Genomic DNA, 19,232 nt, shown 5'->3' on the forward strand with positions numbered 1-19,232 from the left:
ATCACACCCGCCTGATGTCGCTCGCGACGGCGTCGACCGCTGGATGCGGGCGCCCGCTCGCTAGGCTGCCCCGCATGACCGACGTCCAGCGTTCCCTCGTCCTCGTCAAGCCCGACGGCGTGCGCCGCGGCCTCTCGGGCGAGGTCCTGCGCCGGATCGAGGCCAAGGGCTACACGCTCGCGGCCGTCGAGCTGCGCACCGCGACCCCCGAGATCCTCGCCGAGCACTACGCCGAGCACGAGGGCAAGCCGTTCTACGGCCCGCTCGTGGAGTTCATGCTGTCAGGCCCCGTGCTCGCCGTCGTGATCGAGGGCCAGCGCTGCATCGAGGGCTTCCGCTCCCTCGCCGGCGCCACCGACCCGACCGTCGCCGCCCCCGGCACGATCCGCGGGGACCTCGGCCGCGACTGGGGCCTCGCGGTCCAGCAGAACCTGGTCCACGGCTCGGACTCCGAGGAGTCGGCCGCCCGCGAGATCGGCATCTGGTTCGCCGAGCTGGGTCGCTGAGCGCGAGCTCGCTCGCAACGCCAGTCACACGGGCCACACGCCTCGCGCGTGTCCTCCCGGGAAGACGCTGTCCCGCTCCTTAACCTGAGCGTGGGTCGGCAGCCTCGCTGACTCCACTTCCCGGTACGACCCGATCTGCGAGGGCAGCAGCGGCATGGCAAACAGCTTCATCGGCCGAGACATGGCCGTCGACCTCGGCACCGCCAACACGCTGGTCTATGTCCGCGGCCGGGGCGTCGTGCTCGACGAGCCGTCCGTCGTCGCGATGAACACCACCACCGGTGAGGTGCTCGCGGTCGGCCACGAGGCCAAGCGGATGATCGGCCGCACCCCCGACAACATCGCCGCCATACGGCCGCTCAAGGACGGCGTGATCGCCGACTTCGAGGCGACCGAGCAGATGCTGCGCTACTTCATCCACCAGGTGCACCGCCGGCGCTACTTCGCCAAGCCCCGCATGGTCATCTGCGTCCCGAGCGGCATCACCGCGGTCGAGCAGCGCGCGGTCAAGGAGGCCGGCTACCAGGCCGGCGCGCGCCGGGTCTACATCGTCGAGGAGCCGATGGCGGCCGCGATCGGCGCCGGGCTGCCGGTCCACGAGGCCACCGGCAACATGGTCGTCGACGTCGGCGGCGGCACCACCGAGGTCGCCGTCATCAGCCTCGGCGGGATCGTCACCAGCCTGTCGGTGCGCACCGCGGGCGACGACCTCGACCAGGCGATCATCGCGTGGATGAAGAAGGAGTACTCCCTGATGCTGGGGGAGCGCACCGCCGAGGAGATGAAGATGACCCTCGGCTCGGCCTTCCCGCTGCCCAGCGAGCCCGACGCCGAGATCCGCGGCCGCGACATGGTCTCCGGCCTGCCCCGCACCGTCGTCGTCTCCAGCTCCGAGCTGCGCCAGGCGCTCGAGGAGCCGCTGCACAACATCATCGACGCCGTCCGCAGCACCCTCGACCAGACGCCGCCCGAGCTGGCCGGCGACATCATGGACCGCGGCATCGTCCTCACCGGCGGCGGCGCGATGCTGCGCGGCCTCGACGAGCGGCTGCGGCACGAGACCGGCATGCCCGTCCACCTCGCGGAGGACCCGCTGTCGTCGGTGGCCTACGGCGCCGGCAAGTGCGTGGAGGAGTTCGAGGCGCTCCAGCAGGTCCTCGTCTCCGACCCGAGGCGCTTCTGATGGGGGCCTTCGGGGGGCACGAGGGCCGGGAGCGACGCTGGACCGGGCTCGACAAGCTCGAGTCGCGCAACCGTCCGCCGCGCTCGTTGCTCGTGGCGCTGGTCCTGGCGAGCGTCACGCTGATCACGTTGGACGTGTCCGGTGGCGGCAGCTCGCCGCTCGAGCCGGCGCGGCGCGCGGTCGGTGAGGCCTTCGGGCCCGCCGAGGCCGGCGTCGCCGCGGCCGTGCGCCCCTTCACCGCCGTGCCCACCTGGTTCCGCAGCAAGGGCGACCTCGCCGACCAGGTCCGCGACCTCGAGGCCAGCAACGCCGAGCTCAAGGGCCGGGTGGAGCTCGCCGGCTTCGACCGCAACCGCCTCGAGCAGTACGACGGACTCACCACGGCCGCGGAGGACCTGGGATCGGCCCTCGTCCCGGCCCGCGTGGTCGCGCTGGGCTCGCGCCAGTCGCAGAGCTTCACCGTCACCATCGACGCCGGCTCCGAGGCCGGGGTCGGCCCGGACATGACGGTGGTCAACAACGACGGCCTCGTCGGCCGGGTGCTTCGCGTCACCCGCAGCACGGCCACCGTGCTGCTCGTCATCGACCCCGACTCGACCGTGGGCGGCCGGGTCGGCTCGAGCATGGAGATCGGCTTCGTCACCGGCAGCGGGTCGCTCGACCAGAAGTCGGGGCTCGACCTCCGCCTGGTCGACGACGCCTCGGTGCCGGCACGCGACGACACCGTCGTCACGTGGGGCAGCGCGACCGGGCCCTACGCACCGGGCGTCCCGATCGGCACCATCACCGAGGTCTACAGCTCGCTGCGCGAGGCCTCCCAGCGTGCGGTCGTCAAGCCCTTCGTGGACTTCTCCGCCCTCGACGTCGTCGGCGTGATGGTCCCGAGCGGCTYCCGCAGCGACCGCGCCGTGATCGAGGCGGACGGGAGCCTGCGATGAAGGGGCTCCGGCTGCTGATGGCCCTCGCGGCCGTCGTCGTCGCGCTGGTCGTGCAGGTCACGCTCTTCCCGCACGTCGCCTGGCACGGCATCGTGCCCAACCTCTGCCTGCTGGTCGTGGTCGCGGCCGCGCTGACCGTCGAGGCGCCGTTCGCGCTCGTGCTGGGCTTCGCCGCCGGTCTCACCCTCGACCTCGCGCCGCCGGCCGACCACGTCGCCGGCCGCTGGGCGCTCGCCCTGACGATCGCGGCGTTCCTCGCCGCCCGCGTGCGCCAGGACCAGAAGCCCACCGCTCTCGCCGTCGTCGGCACCGTCGCGGCCGCGTCGTTCGTGGCCACGTCGCTGTTCGCCCTCACCGGCGTGCTGCTCCAGGACCCCGACATGTCGGTCTCCGGCCTCCTCGAGGTCGTCCTGGTCGCCGTCGTGTGGGACGTGCTGCTGACCCCGTTCGTGCTCCCGCCGCTGATGAAGCTCTTCGCACGATCCAGCCCGCAGTGGGCCGCTTCGTGAGGGGAGGGAGCACCGCCAGGAGCGACAAGAGCCGTCTGCGCCTGGTGGTCGTGCAGGCCCTTGTCTTCTCGCTGTTCGCGACCCTGTTCGTCCGGCTCTACTACCTCCAGGTCATCGGCGGGGAGTCCTACCAGGCGCAGGCCGCCGACCAGTCGGTGCGCGACATCGTCGTCCAGCCCCAGCGCGGCCTGATCGTGGACAGCCAAGGCCGCCCGCTCGTGGCCAACCGCACTTCGTGGGTCATCTCGATGGACCGCACGCTCCTCGCCAAGCTGGAGGAGGGCCAGCGCACCGAGCTGGTCCGGCGCGTCGCGGTCGTCGTCGACGCCAAGCCGGCGGACGTCGAGGCCCGCCTCGTGACCTGCGGCGACGCCGGCGGCGTCCGTGACGTCTGCTGGAACGGCTCGCCCTACCAGCCCGTGCCGGTCGCCACCGACGTGCCCAAGAGCGTCGCCCTGCAGGTGCTCGAGCAGCCCGAGGACTACCCCGGCGTGCTCGCCGAGCAGCAGAACGTCCGCTCCTACCCGCGGCCCTTCGGCATCAACCTGGCCCACGTGCTGGGCTACCTCAGCCCGGTCACCGAGGACGAGTACGACCTCGCCGCCGAGCGCGACGACCGCTCGCTCAACGGTGCCTCGGTCGTCGGCCGGGCCGGCGTGGAGAAGCAGTACGACGAGTGGCTGCGCGGCCTGCCCGGCTACCGCCGCGTCGCGGTGGACTCGATGGGCCGGGTGCTGGGCGACGACTCGCTCGTCGAGAGCACCCCCGGCGACACCCTCGTCACGTCGATCGACGCGAAGGTGCAGTCGGTCGTCGAGCGCCAGCTCGCCGAGCGGATCGCCTTCCAGCGCACCCAGCTCGACACCGTCACGGGCCGCAGGTACGCCGCCGACTCCGGCGCCGCCGTCGTCCTCGACGCGAAGACCGGTCGGGTGATCGCGATGGCCAGCCAGCCGACGTACGACCCCGACGTGTGGACCGGCGGCATCAGCGAGAAGCAGCTGAACCGGCTCTACTCGGAGAAGGCCGGCACGCCGCTGCTCTCGCGCGCCACCCAGGGCCAGTTCGCCCCGGGCTCGACGTGGAAGCCGTTCATGACCGCTGGCGCCCTGACCAACGGCTACTCGATGGACACGACGCTGCCGTGCTCCTCGGGCTTCCAGGTCGGCAACCGCGTCTTCAAGAACTACGAGTCCGGCGCCTACGGCAACATCGGCTTCGCCAAGGCGCTCGAGGTCTCCTGCAACACCTTCTTCTACCGCGTCGGCTACAACTTCTGGCAGCGGTTCGGAAGCGACCCCGCCGACATCGACGCCAAGGACCCGCTCGTCGAGGAGGCCAAGGAGTTCGGCTTCGGCTCCCGCACCGGCATCGACCTTCCCGGTGAGGCGCCCGGCCGGATCGCCGACCGCCACTGGAAGCAGGCCTACTACGAGTCGCAGAAGGACTACTACTGCGAGCTCAGCGCCAAGCCCCAGACCCCCGACACCAGCGACTTCGTCTACAAGTTCGCCCGCGAGTTCTGCATCGAGGGCAACCTCTACCGCGCCGGCGACGCCGTGAACTTCTCCATCGGCCAGGGCGACACGATCGTCACCCCGCTCCAGCTCGCCCGGGGCTACGCCGCGCTGAGCAACGGCGGCACCCTCTGGGCGCCGACCGTCGCGAAGGCGATCGTCAGCCCCGAGGGCAAGGTGCTGCGTCGCATCGCGCCGCGCAAGGTCGCCAAGGTCGACGTGCCGAAGAAGTACCTCGACTACATCGACAGCGCCCTGCAGAACGTCTCCCGGGTCGGCACGATGGCCTGGAAGCTCGTCGGTTTCCCGCTCGACGACGTCACGATCCGCGCGAAGACCGGTTCCGCCGAGGTCTACGGCAAGCAGTCGACCGGGTGGGTCGCGTCCTACTCCAAGGACTACGTCGTGGTGATGATGATCAGCCAGGGCGGCACCGGCTCCGGATCCACGGGTGAGGGCATCCGTGCGATCTGGGAGGCGCTCTACGGCATCGACGGCGAGACCGTGCGGCCGGCGCGCGCTGCGATCCCGGGCACCGTGCCGCCCGCCAAGCTGCCGCAGTTCCTCGAGGACGGGTCGATCATGCCGCCCGTCCCCGACAAGGCAGGGGAGTGAGTGCGATGACCGTCCTGTCCAACCGGCCCAGCACCCGGTCCACCGCGCGACCCTCCTCACGCCCCGTGCGCACGGCGTCCAGCCTGCGCGCCCCCGGCCTCGACTGGCTGCTGATGCTGGCCGCCCTCGCGCTCGTCACGCTCGGCACCCTGCTCGTCTGGTCGGCCACCTCGACCCGCGCCGACCTCACCGGCGGCGACCCCAACGCCTACCTCCGCAAGCAGCTCGTCAACGTCGCCATCGGCCTGGTGCTGATGGTCGCCGTCCTCGCCACCGACCACCGGTGGGTGCGCATCCTCGCGCCCCTGGCCTACGTCGCCAGCGTCGGCGGGCTCGTCATGGTCCTTGTGGCCGGCAGCACGATCAACGGGTCGCGCTCGTGGATCCAGCTCGGCGGCATGTCCATCCAGCCCGCGGAGTTCGCGAAGCTGGCCGTGGTCATCGGCATGGCGCTCGTCGTGGCCGAGCGCACCGAACGGCGGTGGGGCCGCGGGGTCCGCAGCGTCGAGGTGATCGCCATGCTCGCGATCGCCGGGGTGCCCGCCGCGCTCATCCTGCTGCAGCCGGACCTCGGCACGATGCTCGTGCTCTCGGCGACGGTCTTCGGCGTGCTCGCGGTGGCCGGTGCCGGCCGCCTGTGGCTGGCGGGCCTGACGTTCGGGGCCGTCGGTGGTGCCGTCGCCGCGGTGTCGATGGGGGTGCTCAAGCCCTACCAGGTCGACCGCTTCCTCGCCTTCACGAACCCCGGGCTCGACCCCCGGGGCGCTGGCTACAACACCGAGCAGGCGCGCATCGCCGTCGGCAACGGCGGGCTCTTCGGCCAGGGCCTCTTCGACGGCTCGCAGACCCGCTCCGGCTTCGTGCCCGAGCAGCACACCGACTTCATCTTCACCGTCGCCGGCGAGGAGCTCGGCCTCGTGGGGGCGGGCGTGCTGATCCTCCTCGTGGCCGTGCTGATCTGGCGCGCCCTGGCCATCTCCGCCCAGGCCGGCGACCTGTTCGGCCGTGTCGCAGCCGCCGGCATCGCCTGCTGGTGGGGCTTCCAGGCCTTCCAGAACATCGGCATGTGCCTCGGCATCATGCCCGTCACCGGGGTGCCGCTGCCGTTCGTGTCCTACGGCGGCAGCTCGCTGTTCGCCGGGATGCTGGCGCTCGGCCTGCTCCAGAACATCCACCTCAGGTCGGCCGGTCCTATCCGGCGCTGAGTAGGCCGCACCACCTGCCGGGACGTAACCTTGAGGGCCGGCGCGCAAGCGGCGCCCGCCCTTCCCTGGTCCCGATCCCCGTTCGAGGTGTTGCTGTCATGTCGGTCGCGTCGGTCTTCCCGCGCCTGGAGGCGAGGCTTCCATCGGTGCAGAAGCCCATCCAGTACGTCGGCGGCGAGCTCAACTCGGTCGTCAAGGACTGGGACTGCGCCACCACGTCCGAGTCCGGAGGGCCAACGGTCCGGTGGGCACTGATGTACCCCGACGCCTACGAGGTGGGCCTGCCCAACCAGGGCGTCCAGATCCTCTACGAGGTGCTCAACGAGCGCGACTGGATCGTCGCCGAGCGCACCTACTCGGTGTGGCCCGACATGGAGCGGGTGATGCGCGAGGGTGACGAGCAGGGCCCCATCCCGCAGTTCACCGTCGACAGCCACCGCCCGGTCGGAGCGTTCGACCTCTTCGGCCTGAGCTTCTCCACCGAGCTCGGCTACACCAACATGCTCAACGCCCTCGACCTGGCCGGGATCCCGCTCCACGCGGTCGACCGCGGCGAGGACGACCCCGTCGTCATCGCCGGCGGCCACGCGGCGTTCAACCCCGAGCCGATCGCCGACTTCGTCGACGCCGCGGTCCTCGGGGACGGCGAGGAGGTCGTGCTCGCGATCTCCGAGGTGGTGCGCGAGTGGAAGACCGAGGGTCGACCGGGCGGCCGCGACGAGCTGCTGCGCCGGCTCGCGGTCACCGGCAACATCTACGTCCCCCAGTTCTACGACGTGGCCTACGCCGCCGACGGCTCGATCGAGGCCGTCGTGCCCAACCGGCCGGGCATCCCGTTCCGGGTGCGCAAGCACACGCTGATGGACCTCGACCAGTGGCCCTACCCGGCCAACCCGCTGGTGCCGCTCGCCGAGACCGTGCACGAGCGCTTCTCCGTCGAGATCTTCCGCGGCTGCACCCGCGGCTGCCGCTTCTGCCAGGCGGGGATGATCACCCGCCCGGTGCGCGAGCGGTCCATCAAGACCATCGGCGACATGGTCGAGAACGGCATCCGCAAGTCCGGCTTCGAGGAGGTCGGCCTGCTGTCTCTCTCGAGCGCTGACCACACCGAGATCGGCGAGGTCGCCAAGGGCCTGGCCGACCGCTACGAGGGCTCCAACGTCTCGCTGTCGCTGCCCAGCACGCGCGTCGACGCCTTCAACATCACCCTGGCCAACGAGTTCTCCCGCAACGGTCGCCGCTCGGGGCTCACCTTCGCGCCGGAGGGCGGCTCGGAGCGGATGCGCAAGGTCATCAACAAGATGGTCAGCGAGGACGACCTGATCCGCACCGTCGCGGCGGCGTACTCCCACGGCTGGCGCCAGGTGAAGCTCTACTTCATGGTCGGCCTGCCCACCGAGACCGACGACGACGTGCTGCAGGTCGCCGACCTCGCCAGGCGCGTGATCGCCAAGGGCCGCGAGGTCACCGGCCGCAACGACATCCGCTGCACGGTGTCGATCGGCGGATTCGTCCCCAAGCCGCACACGCCGTTCCAGTGGGCCGCGCAGCTCGACCACGAGACCACCGACGACCGGCTGAAGAAGCTGCGCGACGTCGTGCGCGACGACAAGAAGTTCGCCCGCGCGATCGGCTTCCGCTACCACGACGGCAAGCCCGGCATCGTCGAGGGACTGCTGTCCCGCGGCGACCGGCGCGTCGGCCGGGTCATCGAGGAGGTCTGGCGCGACGGCGGCCGCTTCGACGGCTGGAGCGAGCACTTCTCCTACGACCGCTGGATGTCGTCGGCCGAGAAGGCGCTGGCCGGCACCGGCGTCGACGTCGACTGGTACACCACCCGCGAGCGCGACTACGACGAGGTGCTGCCCTGGGAGCACCTCGACTCCGGCCTCGACAAGGACTGGCTCTGGGGCGACTGGGAGGACGCCCTGGCGACCGCCGACGGCGCCGACATCGAGATCGAGGACTGCCGCTGGACGCCGTGCTACGACTGCGGCGTCTGCCCCGAGATGGGCACCGAGATCCAGGTCGGCCCGACAGGCCAGAGGCTGTTGCCGCTCAGCGTCGTCTGACACTGGCATGATCCGGCTCGTGCCCCACGTGCTGGACCTCGGTTCCCGGAAGTTCTGGCAGCTCGCGGGGCGTCAGGTCGACCTCGACGGTCGCGAGCGGTGGCTGGACGCACCCGTCAGCCGGTCGCCGCGCGTGAGCGAGGAGTGGCTCGCCGCCGAGGCCGCCCGCCACGGAGGCGTGCTCGGCGGTGACGAGCCCGACGCCGGGCTGCTGGCGTCGATGGCGCTCCTCGACGGCCCGGGCTTCGAGTCCGAGCGGCTGCGCCCGGAGGTCCGCGACTTCTACGAGCACACCGCGGCGTGGCACGTGGAGGTGTGGTCGGGCTGGTCTCCCGTCTTCTGGCCCGCGGGCGAGCTGGTGTCCCGGCTCTGGGGGCGACGCGTCGAGCAGCTCGCCCTGCCGATGCGCCCCCTCGAGGTCGCCCGTGGCATGGACAGCCGGGTCACCCCGATCCGCGACCGGAACGGCGACCAGGTCGCCGCTGCGTGGAACCGCACCCTGCGCGGCAGCGGGAGGCCGGTGTTCAGCGGCGCCTACTCGGCGCGCACGCTGCCCGGCGCCGACCGGCCGAGCGTGCACGTCGCGTTCCCGCTCGAGTCGGGCAACGTCCAGGTGTTCCTCCGTCCCACGGTGACAGACGACGGCGGGCTCCTCCTGGAGTCACCGACCGGCCGGTTCGGCCAGGACGGGGCGTACGTCGTCGTCCGCGACCGTCGCGCCCACGCAGCGCGCGTCCCGCTGCACGAGACCTTCCACGTGTACGTCGACGCGGACGGGGTGCTGCGGACCGACCACGAGCTGCGGCTCTGGTCGGCGTCGGCCGTCCGCCTGCACTACAAGCTCGAGCGGGTCCCGTGATCCACTCCTTCCACCTCGCCGAGGTGCCCCGCCGGGTGGGCGTGCGGGCGCTCCTCCGGGCGCCGGGCACCGCGACGCCCGGGCTCGACCACGCCGAGTGCCTGTCCCTGATGCGGCTCGGTGCTCCCACGGTGTCCCCGGACCGGCTGCAGGTCCGGCGGCTCGCGGTCTTCGCGCAGTGGCGTGACGAGGCCGCGCTCGAGCGCTTCCTGGCCCGCGACCCCCTGGGGCGTGAGCTGGCCGGCGGCTGGCACGTGCGGCTCGAGTACCTGCGTCGGTGGTCGACCATCGCCGCCCTCCCGGGGCTGCCCGTCCGCGCCGGCACGTGGCGGCAGGACGAGCCCGTCGTGGCCGTGACGCTGGCCAGGATGCGGCTGGGGGAGGTGCCGCGCTTCCTGCGCAGCGGCAAGCCCGTCGAGCGGCTCGTGCGCGACCACCCGGGCGTCACCCTAGCGGCTGCCGCCCTGCGCCCGCCGCACACCATCTCCACCTTCTCGGTCTGGCGCACGGTGCAGGAGATGGAGGACATGGTGCACGGGCGCTCCACCGTGGCGGACCCGCATCGGCACGCCGACGCGATGGCCGAGCGCGACAGGCGCGACTTCCACCACGAGTTCGCGACGTTCCGGTTCCGGCCGATTTCCGAGCACGGCGCGTGGCGGGGCAGGAGCGGCATCGTGCCGACCGACCGACACGTATAGCCTGACCCCGCACAACGCCGCCGCCAGACAGGGGACGCTCACGTGAGCGAGGGAACGCGCTCGGAGGACTACTCCAGCACCTACTACGAGGACGCAGACCTGGGCGGCTACGACCACTACACCTGGGACAACGACGAGTGGCGCACGTTCTTCCTCTCCGTCGCTGACCGCATCGTCGGTGTCATCAACCCTCGCACGGTGCTCGACGTGGGAACTGCACGGGGGCTCCTCGTTCAGGCGCTGGCCAGCAAGGATGTCGATGCCTCCGGGATCGACATCTCCGAGCACGCCGTGCAGACCGCGCACGAGGACGTGCGCGACCGACTCCGCGTCGCCGCCGCCACCGAGCCGCTCGGTGGACCCTACGACCTCGTGACCTGCATCGAGGTGCTCGAGCACATGGCCCCGGCAGACGCGCAACGGGCGATCGACAGCATCACGGCCGCCACCGACCGGGTGTTGTTCTCCTCCAGCCCCGCCGACCACGACGAGCCCACCCACGTCAACACGCGCCCCACGGCGCAGTGGGCCGCGTGGTTCGCCGAGCGGGGCTTCTTCCGTCGCACCGACGTCGACCTCTCGTTCATCTCTCCGTGGGCCGTCCTCTTCGAGCGGGCCGACCTGACCCTGCACACGCTCGCACAGCGGTACGAGCAGCAGTTCGCCGCGGTCAATGCCGAGCTCGTGCAGAAGCGACAGGCGCTGCTCGACTCGCATCGGCGCATCAGCTTCCTCAACGACCAGCTGGAGGGCGGCACGTCGAAGAGGCTCGCCGAGCAGGCCGCGCAGGTCGAGGAGTGGCGCGCAGAGGTCCTGGCTGCCCGGCACCAGCTGCTGACCACCCGTGACCACATCGTGGGGACCGAGGCCCAGGTGGCGCAGCTCACCCGCGACGCCGCCCAGCTGCGCGCGCAGCTCAAGAAGTCCCGCAAGCAGCTCGCCAACGTCCGCGGACGCCTCAACCAGGCCCGGCAGCGGATCGGCCGCCTCGTCCGTGAGAACCGGCGCCTCACCGACCAAGCCGCGCACCCGCAGCCGCGGCCCTCGCTCGCACGCCGTGCAGGGCGGAAGCTGCTGGGCGGATCCCGGTGAGCGCACCACTCTTCTCCATCGTCACACCGGTCTACGAACCGCCGCTCGACGTGCTGGGCGACACGATCGCCTCGGTCCTCGCGCAGGACTTCGAGAGCTGGGAGTGGATCCTGGTCGACGACTGCTCACCGACAGAGGCGGTCCGGGCGCTGATTCGCGAGCACGCAGCCACAGACCCGCGCATCCGGCTGGTCGAGCGTGAGACCAACGGCCACATCGTCGCCGCTTCCAACGACGGCATCGACGCCGCACGCGGCGAGTTCATCGTGCTCCTCGACCACGACGACCTGCTGACGCCGGGCGCGCTGTCCGCCAACGCCCGGCAGGTCGCGGAGCACGACGACGTCGACTACCTCTACTCGGACGAGGACAAGGTCGACGACGACGGCAACCTCTACGACGAGTTCCGCAAGCCCGACTGGTCTCCCGAGCGCCTGCGCGGTCAGATGTACACCTCCCACCTGTCGGTGATGCGCACGGACGTCGTTCGCCGCGTCGGCGGGTTCCGCGACGGCTACGACGGCTCCCAGGACCACGACCTCGCGCTCCGTGTCGGCGAGGTGGCACGTCGGGTCGTCCACATCCCCGAGGTGCTCTACCACTGGCGAGCCGTCGCCGGGTCGGCGTCGGCCGACATCAACGCCAAGCCCTACGCCACGATTGCAGGCGCCAAGGCGGTGCAGGACCACATGGACCGTCTCGGGCTCGCTGCCGAGGTCGGTCAGGGACCGGTTCCGGGGCACTACCGGATCACCCGCCGGCTCGACCCCGGGCTACGGGTGTCGGTCGTCATCCCGACCATCGGGCAGTCCGACCTCATCTGGGGGTCGCGACGGGTGATGGTGGTGGAAGCCGTGCGGACGCTCCTGGACAGGACCGCGCACGACAACCTCGAGATCGTCGTGGTCTACGACGACCCCACGCCACCGGACGTGCTGGTGGAGCTCCGGGAGGTGGCCGGCGACAAGCTGACCCTCGAGCGGTTCACCCGCCCCTTCAACTACAGCGAGAAGATGAACGTCGGGTGCCTCCGGGCGTCCGGCGAGCGACTGGTCTTCCTCAACGACGACGTCGAGGTGATCTCGCACGGATGGCTCGAGCAGCTGGTCGCGCCGCTTGACGAGCCGGACGTCGGACTCACCGGCGCCCGGCTCTACTTCAGCGACGCCACTGTCCAGCACGCCGGGCACGCCTACGCCGGTGGCCACTACCTGCACCCCTACCGGGACCTTCCGCGCGACTCCTATGGGCCGTTCGGCTCCCTCATCGTCAATCGAGAGGCCAGCGGTGTGACCGCAGCCTGCGCGGCGATGCGCCGCGACACGTTCGTCGAGATCGGAGGCTTCTCGGAGGCCCTCCCGGCCAACTTCAACGACGTGGACCTCTGCTACAAGGTGCGTCAGACGGGCCTGCGCATTGTCTACGTCGCGGCCGTCGAGCTCTACCACTTCGAGTCGCGCTCCCGCGAGCGTGCGGTCCACGACTGGGAGCGCAACCTGGTCCGCGGCCGTTGGGGGATTCCGCTCGACGACCCCTACGTGCCCGGGCTGAGGCGCATCAGGCCTGCGAAGAAGCGCCCCGGCGCCCGCAACGGAGCCAGCGACGAAGCCAGCAAGGGCCGAGCGAAGGGGCGCGCCTGACCGCCGTCGGCGTCGACGGGGTCGCCACCTAGGATCGCGTCTCGTGTCCTCGAGCGATTCGTCCGCGAAACCCAGGTCCCTGGTGCCCGTGCTGGTCGCGGCGGGGACGAGCGGCGTCGCCGGCTACGTGGTGCTGGTGCTCGCCGCACGGGTCCTCGACCCGGCGACGAACGCAGCGTTCCTGGTGTTCTGGGGAGCGATGTTCGCCGTCTTCGGTGCCCTGGTCGGTCTGACGACCGAGACCACGCGTGCGGTCTTCTCGTCCCATGGGACCGGATCCACCGCGGTCCTTCCCGCCGTGGTGGGACTGGCGGTCTCGGTCGCGTTCGCGGTGGGTGCCTCAGGGCTGGCATGGGCCCCGCTGCTGTTCGGCGACCCCTGGCCGGGCCTGCTCGCGGCGATGGTGGTGGGGATCGTGCTGTTCGGCCTGCAGCAGGGCCTCAACGGCGCCGCGGCCGGGACCTCCGCGTGGAGTGCGTACAGCCTCTTCGTGGGGTCCGAGGCCGTGATGCGCCTGGTGCTGTGCGCCCTGGTGGTGGTGGCCGGGGGACACCTGCTCGGCCTCGCCTGGGCCGTCGCGCTGGCGTGCGGCACCTGGGTGGGTTGGCTGCTGCTGAGTCGCGACCACCGCGGTCTCGTGCACGTCCGAGTCTCCGGCACGGCCCGCGGGCTGGTGCGGCGCATGCTCGTGGCCTGCTCGGCAACGGGTGCGTCCGCACTTCTCCTCGTCGGCTATCCCGTCCTGCTGCGGGTCACCACGCCGGCCGAGGTGTTCGCGGGGGCCGCGCCCATCGTCCTGTCGGTCTCCCTGTCCCGGGCGCCGCTGCTGGTACCGCTGGGCATCTACCAGAACGTCCTCGTCACGCGGGTGATCCGCGACGGGCTCCGCGTGCTCCGCCCGATCCTCGGCGGGCTGGTCGTGCTCACCGCCTTCGGCAGCCTGCTCGCCTGGTGGGTGGGCCCGTGGCTCCTCCACGTGATCAACCCGACGTACGACGTGTCAGGGGGCGTCTTCGCCGGTCTGGTGCTGGCCGCGGGTCTGGTCGCCGCACTGACCCTGACGGGCGCGGCCACGGTCGCGCTCGACCGCCATGCCGTCTACCTCGCCGGGTGGCTGGCCGCCACGGCAGCGTCGTGGCTCGTCCTGCTCGCGCCCGGCAGTCTCGAGAGCCGGGTCCTCGTCTCCCTGGCGGCTGGTCCCGCGGTGGGCATCGCCGTGCACGTGGGGTGGGGGCTGGTGCGTGGAGCCGCCGCTGGCACCCGGTCCTCCCGGTAGCCTCGACGAGGAGGGACGGCGCGTCAGCCGACGGCGTGCCTCAGCACCTGTCGGACAGCCCCTGTCCTGTCCTTGCGCGAGCGCAGGGCCGCCGGCAGGAGGGTGAGCCCGTGCAGCCGCGACGTCCATCGGCGTCGAGCCTCGCGCTCGGCGCTGGGCCAGCCCATTGCCCGCATCTGTGCGGCCGCATCGGCGAAGTAGCGCCGATCCTGGGCGAACCTGCTGCCGTCACTCAGGGCGGTGCCTGACAGGCTGGTGGCGTGACGTCGGTAGGCGAAGGTCACGTCGGGATCCAGCACGAGGGCTGAGCCGTCGGCGACCATGTCGAGGACGAGCGCGAGGTCGAGGATGATGGGGAGGTCCTGCCGGAAGGCGTGGCGCTGGACGCTCTTCGTGCGGAACACCAGCGACGGCCAGTAGAGCCAGTTGCCGCGCAGCAGGCTGGCGGCGAGGACCTCGCCCGAGAGGACCAGGGGACCGCGGGTGCGCGGCCTCAGCCACGACTTGACCCGGTCGCCGAGGGGCACCACCTGTCGGCCCGCGGAGTCGATGACCTGCACCCCGGGCTGGAAGATGTCCGCGTCGGGGAACGCGGCCAGGAGCTCGTGCGCCCGAGCGACGTAGTCGGGGAGCATGACGTCGTCGCACCCGAGGAACACCACGGCCTCGCCCGAGGCGAGGTCGAGGCAACGCTGGAAGTTGCCCGCGATGCCGAGGTTCTCATCGTTGCGCCGGTAGCGGATGCGCTGGTCGCTCTCGCGGGCGAACTGCCTGGCGACGGACGGATCGGGGTAGCAGTCGTCGACGACCGTCAGCGTCCACCGCGGATCGCTCTGCGCGCGCACGCTGTCGACCGTCGTCCTCAGGAGGTCGGGATCCCCCCAGTAGGGGACGAAGATCTCCAGTGGTGCAGCGACCGGGCCGGTCAACTCGTCGGCTCGTCGTTCGAGGACGCCTGCGGCTGCCGGGACTCGCGGTCTCGCTCGATCTCGAGCCGCACCAGCGCCAGCTCCTCGGCGAGGGTCCGGGTCCGCTCCTCGAGCCGGCTCAGCTCGGAGCTGTGCTGGAGCGTCAGGACGAGGATCACGATCGCCGCGCAGAAGAAGAGCAGGTTGGTCGGGACCGCCAGCCCGACGGCCTCGGAGGCCTGGTAGAGCAGGATCGGGAACAGCGCCACGGTGATGACCGCCACCGCCACGAGCGCCCAGATCAGCGCGTACTTCTCGCGCAGCCGGTGCCGGCGCATCATCTCGAACAACGTCAGGAGGATGACCGCGGAGCCCGCGATCCCGAGGATGGTGCTGCCGCTCATGGTCGTGCCTCCGGCTGCGCGACGGGCCGCTGGGCGTCGGTGGTGGGCTCAGTGGTGGACGTGCGGACCTCCGCCTCGTCCTCGAACTGCGCGGGCCAGTCGCGGACCAGGGCCAGCAACAGCGCGACCACGGCGCGGCAGAGGTAGATCGCCGCCTTCACGGGGGAGTGCGAGGCGCGGCCGGCGGTGCGGGCCCGCATCGTCACGGGTTCCTGGGTGATCCGGCAACCCGCGCGTGCCGCGATCACGAGGGACTCCACGGTGTCACCGAGGTACTCGGCCGGGTAGTGCTTGGCGAAGAGCGCGATCGCCCGTCGGTTCGAGACACGGAACCCCGAGGTGACGTCGGTGAGCCGGGACTTCGCCAGGCGCGAGAGGACCCAGGCGAGCAGCACCATCGCCCAGCGGCGCGGTCCGCGGACGACGTAGGGGTCGTCCGCCTTGGCGAAGCGGGCGCCGATCACCACGTCGGCGCCGTCGAGCCGTTCGACGAGGGCGGTGAGGAAGCGGGGATCGTGCTGCCCGTCGGCGTCGATCTGCACGGCCACGTCGTAGCCCTGCCGCAGGGCGTAGCGGTAGCCGGTCCGCATGGCACCGCCCACGCCGAGGTTGAACGGCAGCCGGCACACCGTGGCCCCGGCCGCGACCGCCACATCGGCCGTGCGGTCGGCAGAGCCGTCGTCGACGACCAGCAGGTCCGCCCACGGGACACACGCGTGGATCTCGCGCAGGGTCTCGGCGATGCTCGCCTGCTCGTTCCACGCGGGCACGATGACGAGAACTCGGAGTCCCTGCGGTCCTGTGGACACCCGCGCGATGCTACCAAGCGGACGGTGTCGGTCCGGGCCCATCAGGCCTCGCCCATCATCAGCGCCAGGCCCCACGTAACGACTCCGAGGGCGAGGAAGGTGTAGCGCAGCCACGGACGAGGCCTGCCGACGAGCAGTGCGGCCGACAGCAGCGCCCATGGCAGCAGCGAGTGCGCGTAGCGGCTCGGCAGCGGGACGTAGATGTTCTCGACGACGCCCACGACGATCGCCAGGGCCGGGGCAGCCACCACGGCCACCAGCACGGTGCTGACTCCGACGAAGCGGCGCAGCGGGGGCAATCCGGCGGACAGCGCAAGGCCGACGGAGCCTCCGATCGCGAGCGCGGTGGCCACGGTGTACACGGGCAGCGTGGCTGTGCCGGTCGCATAGGGCGCCAGCGCGCCACCTCCGAGAGCCGGCAGGAAATTGCCCAGCTCCACGACCAGGTTCTTGCCCTCGAGCGGCGCGCCGAAGCCGAACTTGGGCTGCTCGCCCACCGCCAGCGCCGACCGCAGCGCGATCCAGCAGGCCTGGGCGACGATGGCGGCGACGACGGTCGCCGCAGCAGAGATGGTGCGGCGGTCGGTGACGAACGTGCGCACCCGGGACTTCGCTCCGCCGGCCTGACGCGAGGCGCCGTACGCCGCGGCGAGCACGAGCACGAGCGCTGCTGCGACGAACCCGGTGAAGTTCTGCAGCTTGAACAAGGTGGCCAGCGCCGCCGCCGCTGGGAGGAGGAGCAGCGGGCGCCGCGCCCCGTCGATCGCCTGCATCGTCAACAGTGCGGCGAGGCCTCCGGACGCGAGTGCGGTGGSGTCCGTGGATATGTAGGTGTTGCCCCAGTAGGCAGCCAGCGAGCCCACCATCACCAGGTTGAATCCCACCGCGACCGGGATCGGGACCTTGCCACGGCGCATGGCGAGATAGAGGAACACGGCGCCGAGCGCGAGCCAGAAGCCACCGACGAGGCGTCCTGCACTCACGAAGTCGACGCCCGCCCAGACGAGCGGCTGGGCGAGCACACGGGTCGCGCCGAAGTACAACGGTGTGTAGAGGTCTGCGGTGGTGCCGCCCTCGATCGGGTACCCCACGCTGTTGGGCTTGCGACAAGCCGCCGGGTTGGGCGGCATCTCGGGAATGTTGCGCACCCCGTTGCAGACCATGTACTTGCGGGCGAAGAACGGCATCGCCTCCCCTCGCCTCACGATGCCGTGGTCAGCGACCTTCGCGTAGTAGCCGACGTACTGGTACTCGTCGATCGGGGACATCATCTCGTGCTCCGTGACCTGGTCGGTCGTGAAGACGAACGACGCCACGATCAGTGCCAGGACGGCGAGGAGGTCGCCGCGCCGACGCCACCAGGGGGTTCTCGGTTCCGACGGGGCCACCGCGTCGGCTTCTGCGCTCATGGGAGGGGACCCTAACCAAGCGGCAGGGCGCCCATGAATTCGCCGTTGCCGGGCCCCGGATTCGTGCACCGTCTCCGACGAACGGTGCCGGTAGGGTGCCGCGCATGAACGGCTCCTCGGCTGAACTGCCCGATCCCCACGTTCCGGACACCCGGTCGCACGAGTACGCCGACCGGCTGCGCGACCTGAGTGGTGCTCGGTGGAAGGAGCTCCTCGACGTCCAGCGTCCGTACCGGTGGAACCTCCGTCGCCAGGGTCTGGGGCGCACCCTCGACGTGGGCTGCGGCATCGGCCGCAACCTGGTCAACCTCCGCCACGACTCCGTCGGGGTGGACCACAACCCCGAGTCCGTCGCGGAGTGCAGGGCACGCGGTCTCGAGGCCTACACGACCGAGGAGTGGCAGTCGGCCCCGGACGTCGCAGTCCCCGAGTCGTTCGAGGGCATGCTCGTCGCCCACGTCCTCGAGCACGTCCATCCCGAGCACTGGGAGGGTCTCGTCACGGCCTACCTGCCCTACCTCAGGCCCGGTGGGCTGGTGATGATGATCTGCCCGCAGGAGAAGGGCTACACCACGGACAGCACGCACGTGCACTTCACCGACGGCGTGCAGATGGCGGACCTGGCTCGACGCGTCGGCCTCGAGGTCGAGAAGAACTACAGCTTCCCCTTCCCGAGGATCGCCGGCCGCGTCTTCCCCTACAACGAGTTCTGCCTCGTCGCGCGCAAGCCGGCCGGGCGGTGACGGCACCCATCGGCGACCTCCGGCGCGTCTGCGTTCCGCGCACGGAGAGATAGTCTCCTCAGCCGTGCCCCAGCAGCAACCCGAGCAGCAGGCCCCACCCGTCCAACGACTCCGCGTGCGCTACGCCAAGCGGGGGCGGATGCGCTTCACCAGCCACCGCGACTTCAGCCGCGCCTTCGAGCGTGCCGTCTTCCGCGCGCGGGTGCCCATGGCCTACTCGTCCGGCTTCAACCCGCACCCGCGCATCTCCTACGCCGGAGCCGCACCGACGGGGTCCGCGAGCGAGGCGGAGTACCTCGAGCTGGCCCTCGCCCAGGTCGTCCGGGCGGACGACGTCCACGCGATGCTCGACGAGGCGCTCCCGCCCGGGCTGGACGTCCTCGAGGTCGCCGAGTCGCCCGGCGGGTCGCTGGCCGACCTGCTCGAGGCCAGCCGCTGGCGGATCGGGCTGAGCGCCGACCACGCCTTGGTCGCGGACGCCGTCGCGCGGTTCCTGGCAGCCGACGAGGTGCTCGTGGAGCGGATGACCAAGAAGGGGATGCGCGAGTTCGACGCGCGCGGCGCAGTCCTCTCGCTGGTGGTCGACGCGGCCGACGAGGCCGCCCCCGGACGTACGTCGATGGACGTGGTGCTGCGGCACGGGACCCCGGCCGTGCGTCCCGACGACGTCCTGCGCGGGCTCGAGGCCGTGGCCGGCCTGCCGATGGACGAGGCGCCGCTGATGACGCGGCTGGCCCAGGGCCCCCTGATCGGGTCGGACCAGGTCGGCGACCCGCTGGCGGATCGGGCATAGCGCCACTCCGGTCGCGGTGTGCGATACTCGCCACGTTCGACGCCCTGACCACC

Annotated in this window: 18 protein-coding genes; 14 read left to right on the plus strand and 4 right to left on the minus strand. The window is 71.3% G+C overall.

Features of this window, described 5'->3' with window-relative positions; all coding sequences use genetic code 11:
- Positions 1 to 74: 74 nt before the first annotated feature.
- From ndk to ACXJKB_RS02530, 12 genes are all read left to right on the plus strand, one after another.
- Positions 75 to 506 carry a nucleoside-diphosphate kinase gene (gene ndk, locus ACXJKB_RS02475; protein WP_457185081.1) on the plus strand — a complete coding sequence of 144 codons (432 nt, stop codon included), beginning with the start codon at positions 75 to 77 and terminating at the stop codon, positions 504 to 506.
- 154 nt (positions 507 to 660) lie between these two features.
- On the plus strand, positions 661 to 1,689 hold the full coding sequence (locus ACXJKB_RS02480) for a rod shape-determining protein (RefSeq protein ID WP_457185083.1): 1,029 nt from the start codon (positions 661 to 663) through the stop codon (positions 1,687 to 1,689).
- Positions 1,689 to 2,627, plus strand: a complete 939-nt coding sequence (gene mreC, locus ACXJKB_RS02485) for a rod shape-determining protein MreC (RefSeq protein ID WP_457185085.1) — start codon at positions 1,689 to 1,691, stop codon at positions 2,625 to 2,627. The genes ACXJKB_RS02480 and mreC overlap by 1 nt, the downstream gene beginning before the upstream one ends.
- Complete coding sequence (gene mreD, locus ACXJKB_RS02490) at positions 2,624 to 3,136, plus strand: rod shape-determining protein MreD (RefSeq protein WP_457185087.1); 513 nt, start codon at positions 2,624 to 2,626, stop codon at positions 3,134 to 3,136. The genes mreC and mreD overlap by 4 nt, the downstream gene beginning before the upstream one ends.
- The gene (gene mrdA / locus ACXJKB_RS02495) at positions 3,133 to 5,268 is read left to right on the plus strand and encodes a penicillin-binding protein 2 (protein ID WP_457185089.1); all 2,136 of its coding nucleotides are present in this window, start codon (positions 3,133 to 3,135) and stop codon (positions 5,266 to 5,268) included. The genes mreD and mrdA overlap by 4 nt, the downstream gene beginning before the upstream one ends.
- Positions 5,269 to 5,273: 5 nt before the next feature.
- Positions 5,274 to 6,473 (plus strand): rod shape-determining protein RodA, encoded by a 1,200-nt coding sequence (gene rodA, locus ACXJKB_RS02500; protein ID WP_457185091.1) that lies wholly within the window; start codon positions 5,274 to 5,276, stop codon positions 6,471 to 6,473.
- 98 nt (positions 6,474 to 6,571) lie between these two features.
- On the plus strand, positions 6,572 to 8,545 hold the full coding sequence (locus ACXJKB_RS02505; protein ID WP_457185093.1) for a TIGR03960 family B12-binding radical SAM protein: 1,974 nt from the start codon (positions 6,572 to 6,574) through the stop codon (positions 8,543 to 8,545).
- 19 nt (positions 8,546 to 8,564) lie between these two features.
- A complete protein-coding gene (locus ACXJKB_RS02510; protein ID WP_457185095.1) occupies positions 8,565 to 9,404 on the plus strand; it encodes a hypothetical protein in 840 nt (279 codons plus the stop codon).
- Positions 9,401 to 10,105, plus strand: a complete 705-nt coding sequence (locus ACXJKB_RS02515; RefSeq protein WP_457185097.1) for a hypothetical protein — start codon at positions 9,401 to 9,403, stop codon at positions 10,103 to 10,105. The genes ACXJKB_RS02510 and ACXJKB_RS02515 overlap by 4 nt, the downstream gene beginning before the upstream one ends.
- Positions 10,106 to 10,147: 42 nt before the next feature.
- Positions 10,148 to 11,197 (plus strand): methyltransferase domain-containing protein, encoded by a 1,050-nt coding sequence (locus tag ACXJKB_RS02520; protein ID WP_457185099.1) that lies wholly within the window; start codon positions 10,148 to 10,150, stop codon positions 11,195 to 11,197.
- Entirely contained in the window at positions 11,194 to 12,837 is a 1,644-nt protein-coding gene (locus tag ACXJKB_RS02525) for a glycosyltransferase family 2 protein (protein WP_457185101.1), read from the plus strand. Before ACXJKB_RS02520 ends, ACXJKB_RS02525 begins: the two co-directional genes overlap by 4 nt.
- Before the next feature lie 43 nt (positions 12,838 to 12,880).
- On the plus strand, positions 12,881 to 14,113 hold the full coding sequence (locus ACXJKB_RS02530; protein WP_457185102.1) for a hypothetical protein: 1,233 nt from the start codon (positions 12,881 to 12,883) through the stop codon (positions 14,111 to 14,113).
- 23 nt (positions 14,114 to 14,136) lie between these two features.
- Here ACXJKB_RS02530 and ACXJKB_RS02535 read toward each other — a convergent pair whose 3' ends face one another.
- Genes ACXJKB_RS02535 through ACXJKB_RS02550 form a run of 4 tightly spaced genes read right to left on the minus strand, consistent with a single transcriptional unit; the run spans position 14,137 to position 17,643 of the window.
- The gene (locus ACXJKB_RS02535; protein ID WP_457185103.1) at positions 14,137 to 15,042 is read right to left on the minus strand and encodes a glycosyltransferase family 2 protein; all 906 of its coding nucleotides are present in this window, start codon (positions 15,040 to 15,042) and stop codon (positions 14,137 to 14,139) included.
- Entirely contained in the window at positions 15,039 to 15,425 is a 387-nt protein-coding gene (locus tag ACXJKB_RS02540) for a DUF2304 domain-containing protein (protein ID WP_457185105.1), read from the minus strand. The genes ACXJKB_RS02535 and ACXJKB_RS02540 overlap by 4 nt, the downstream gene beginning before the upstream one ends.
- Positions 15,422 to 16,234 carry a glycosyltransferase family 2 protein gene (locus tag ACXJKB_RS02545; RefSeq protein ID WP_457185107.1) on the minus strand — a complete coding sequence of 271 codons (813 nt, stop codon included), beginning with the start codon at positions 16,232 to 16,234 and terminating at the stop codon, positions 15,422 to 15,424. The genes ACXJKB_RS02540 and ACXJKB_RS02545 overlap by 4 nt, the downstream gene beginning before the upstream one ends.
- 41 nt (positions 16,235 to 16,275) lie before the next feature.
- Entirely contained in the window at positions 16,276 to 17,643 is a 1,368-nt protein-coding gene (locus tag ACXJKB_RS02550; RefSeq protein WP_457185109.1) for a hypothetical protein, read from the minus strand.
- A gap of 104 nt (positions 17,644 to 17,747) precedes the next feature.
- On the opposite strand from ACXJKB_RS02550, the gene ACXJKB_RS02555 reads away from it, so the two are divergent.
- A complete protein-coding gene (locus tag ACXJKB_RS02555; RefSeq protein WP_457185111.1) occupies positions 17,748 to 18,386 on the plus strand; it encodes a class I SAM-dependent methyltransferase in 639 nt (212 codons plus the stop codon).
- 64 nt (positions 18,387 to 18,450) lie between these two features.
- Positions 18,451 to 19,179 (plus strand): TIGR03936 family radical SAM-associated protein, encoded by a 729-nt coding sequence (locus tag ACXJKB_RS02560; RefSeq protein ID WP_457185113.1) that lies wholly within the window; start codon positions 18,451 to 18,453, stop codon positions 19,177 to 19,179.
- Positions 19,180 to 19,232 lie beyond the last annotated feature (53 nt).

It is taken from the genome of Nocardioides sp. P5_E3 (genome assembly GCF_054049275.1).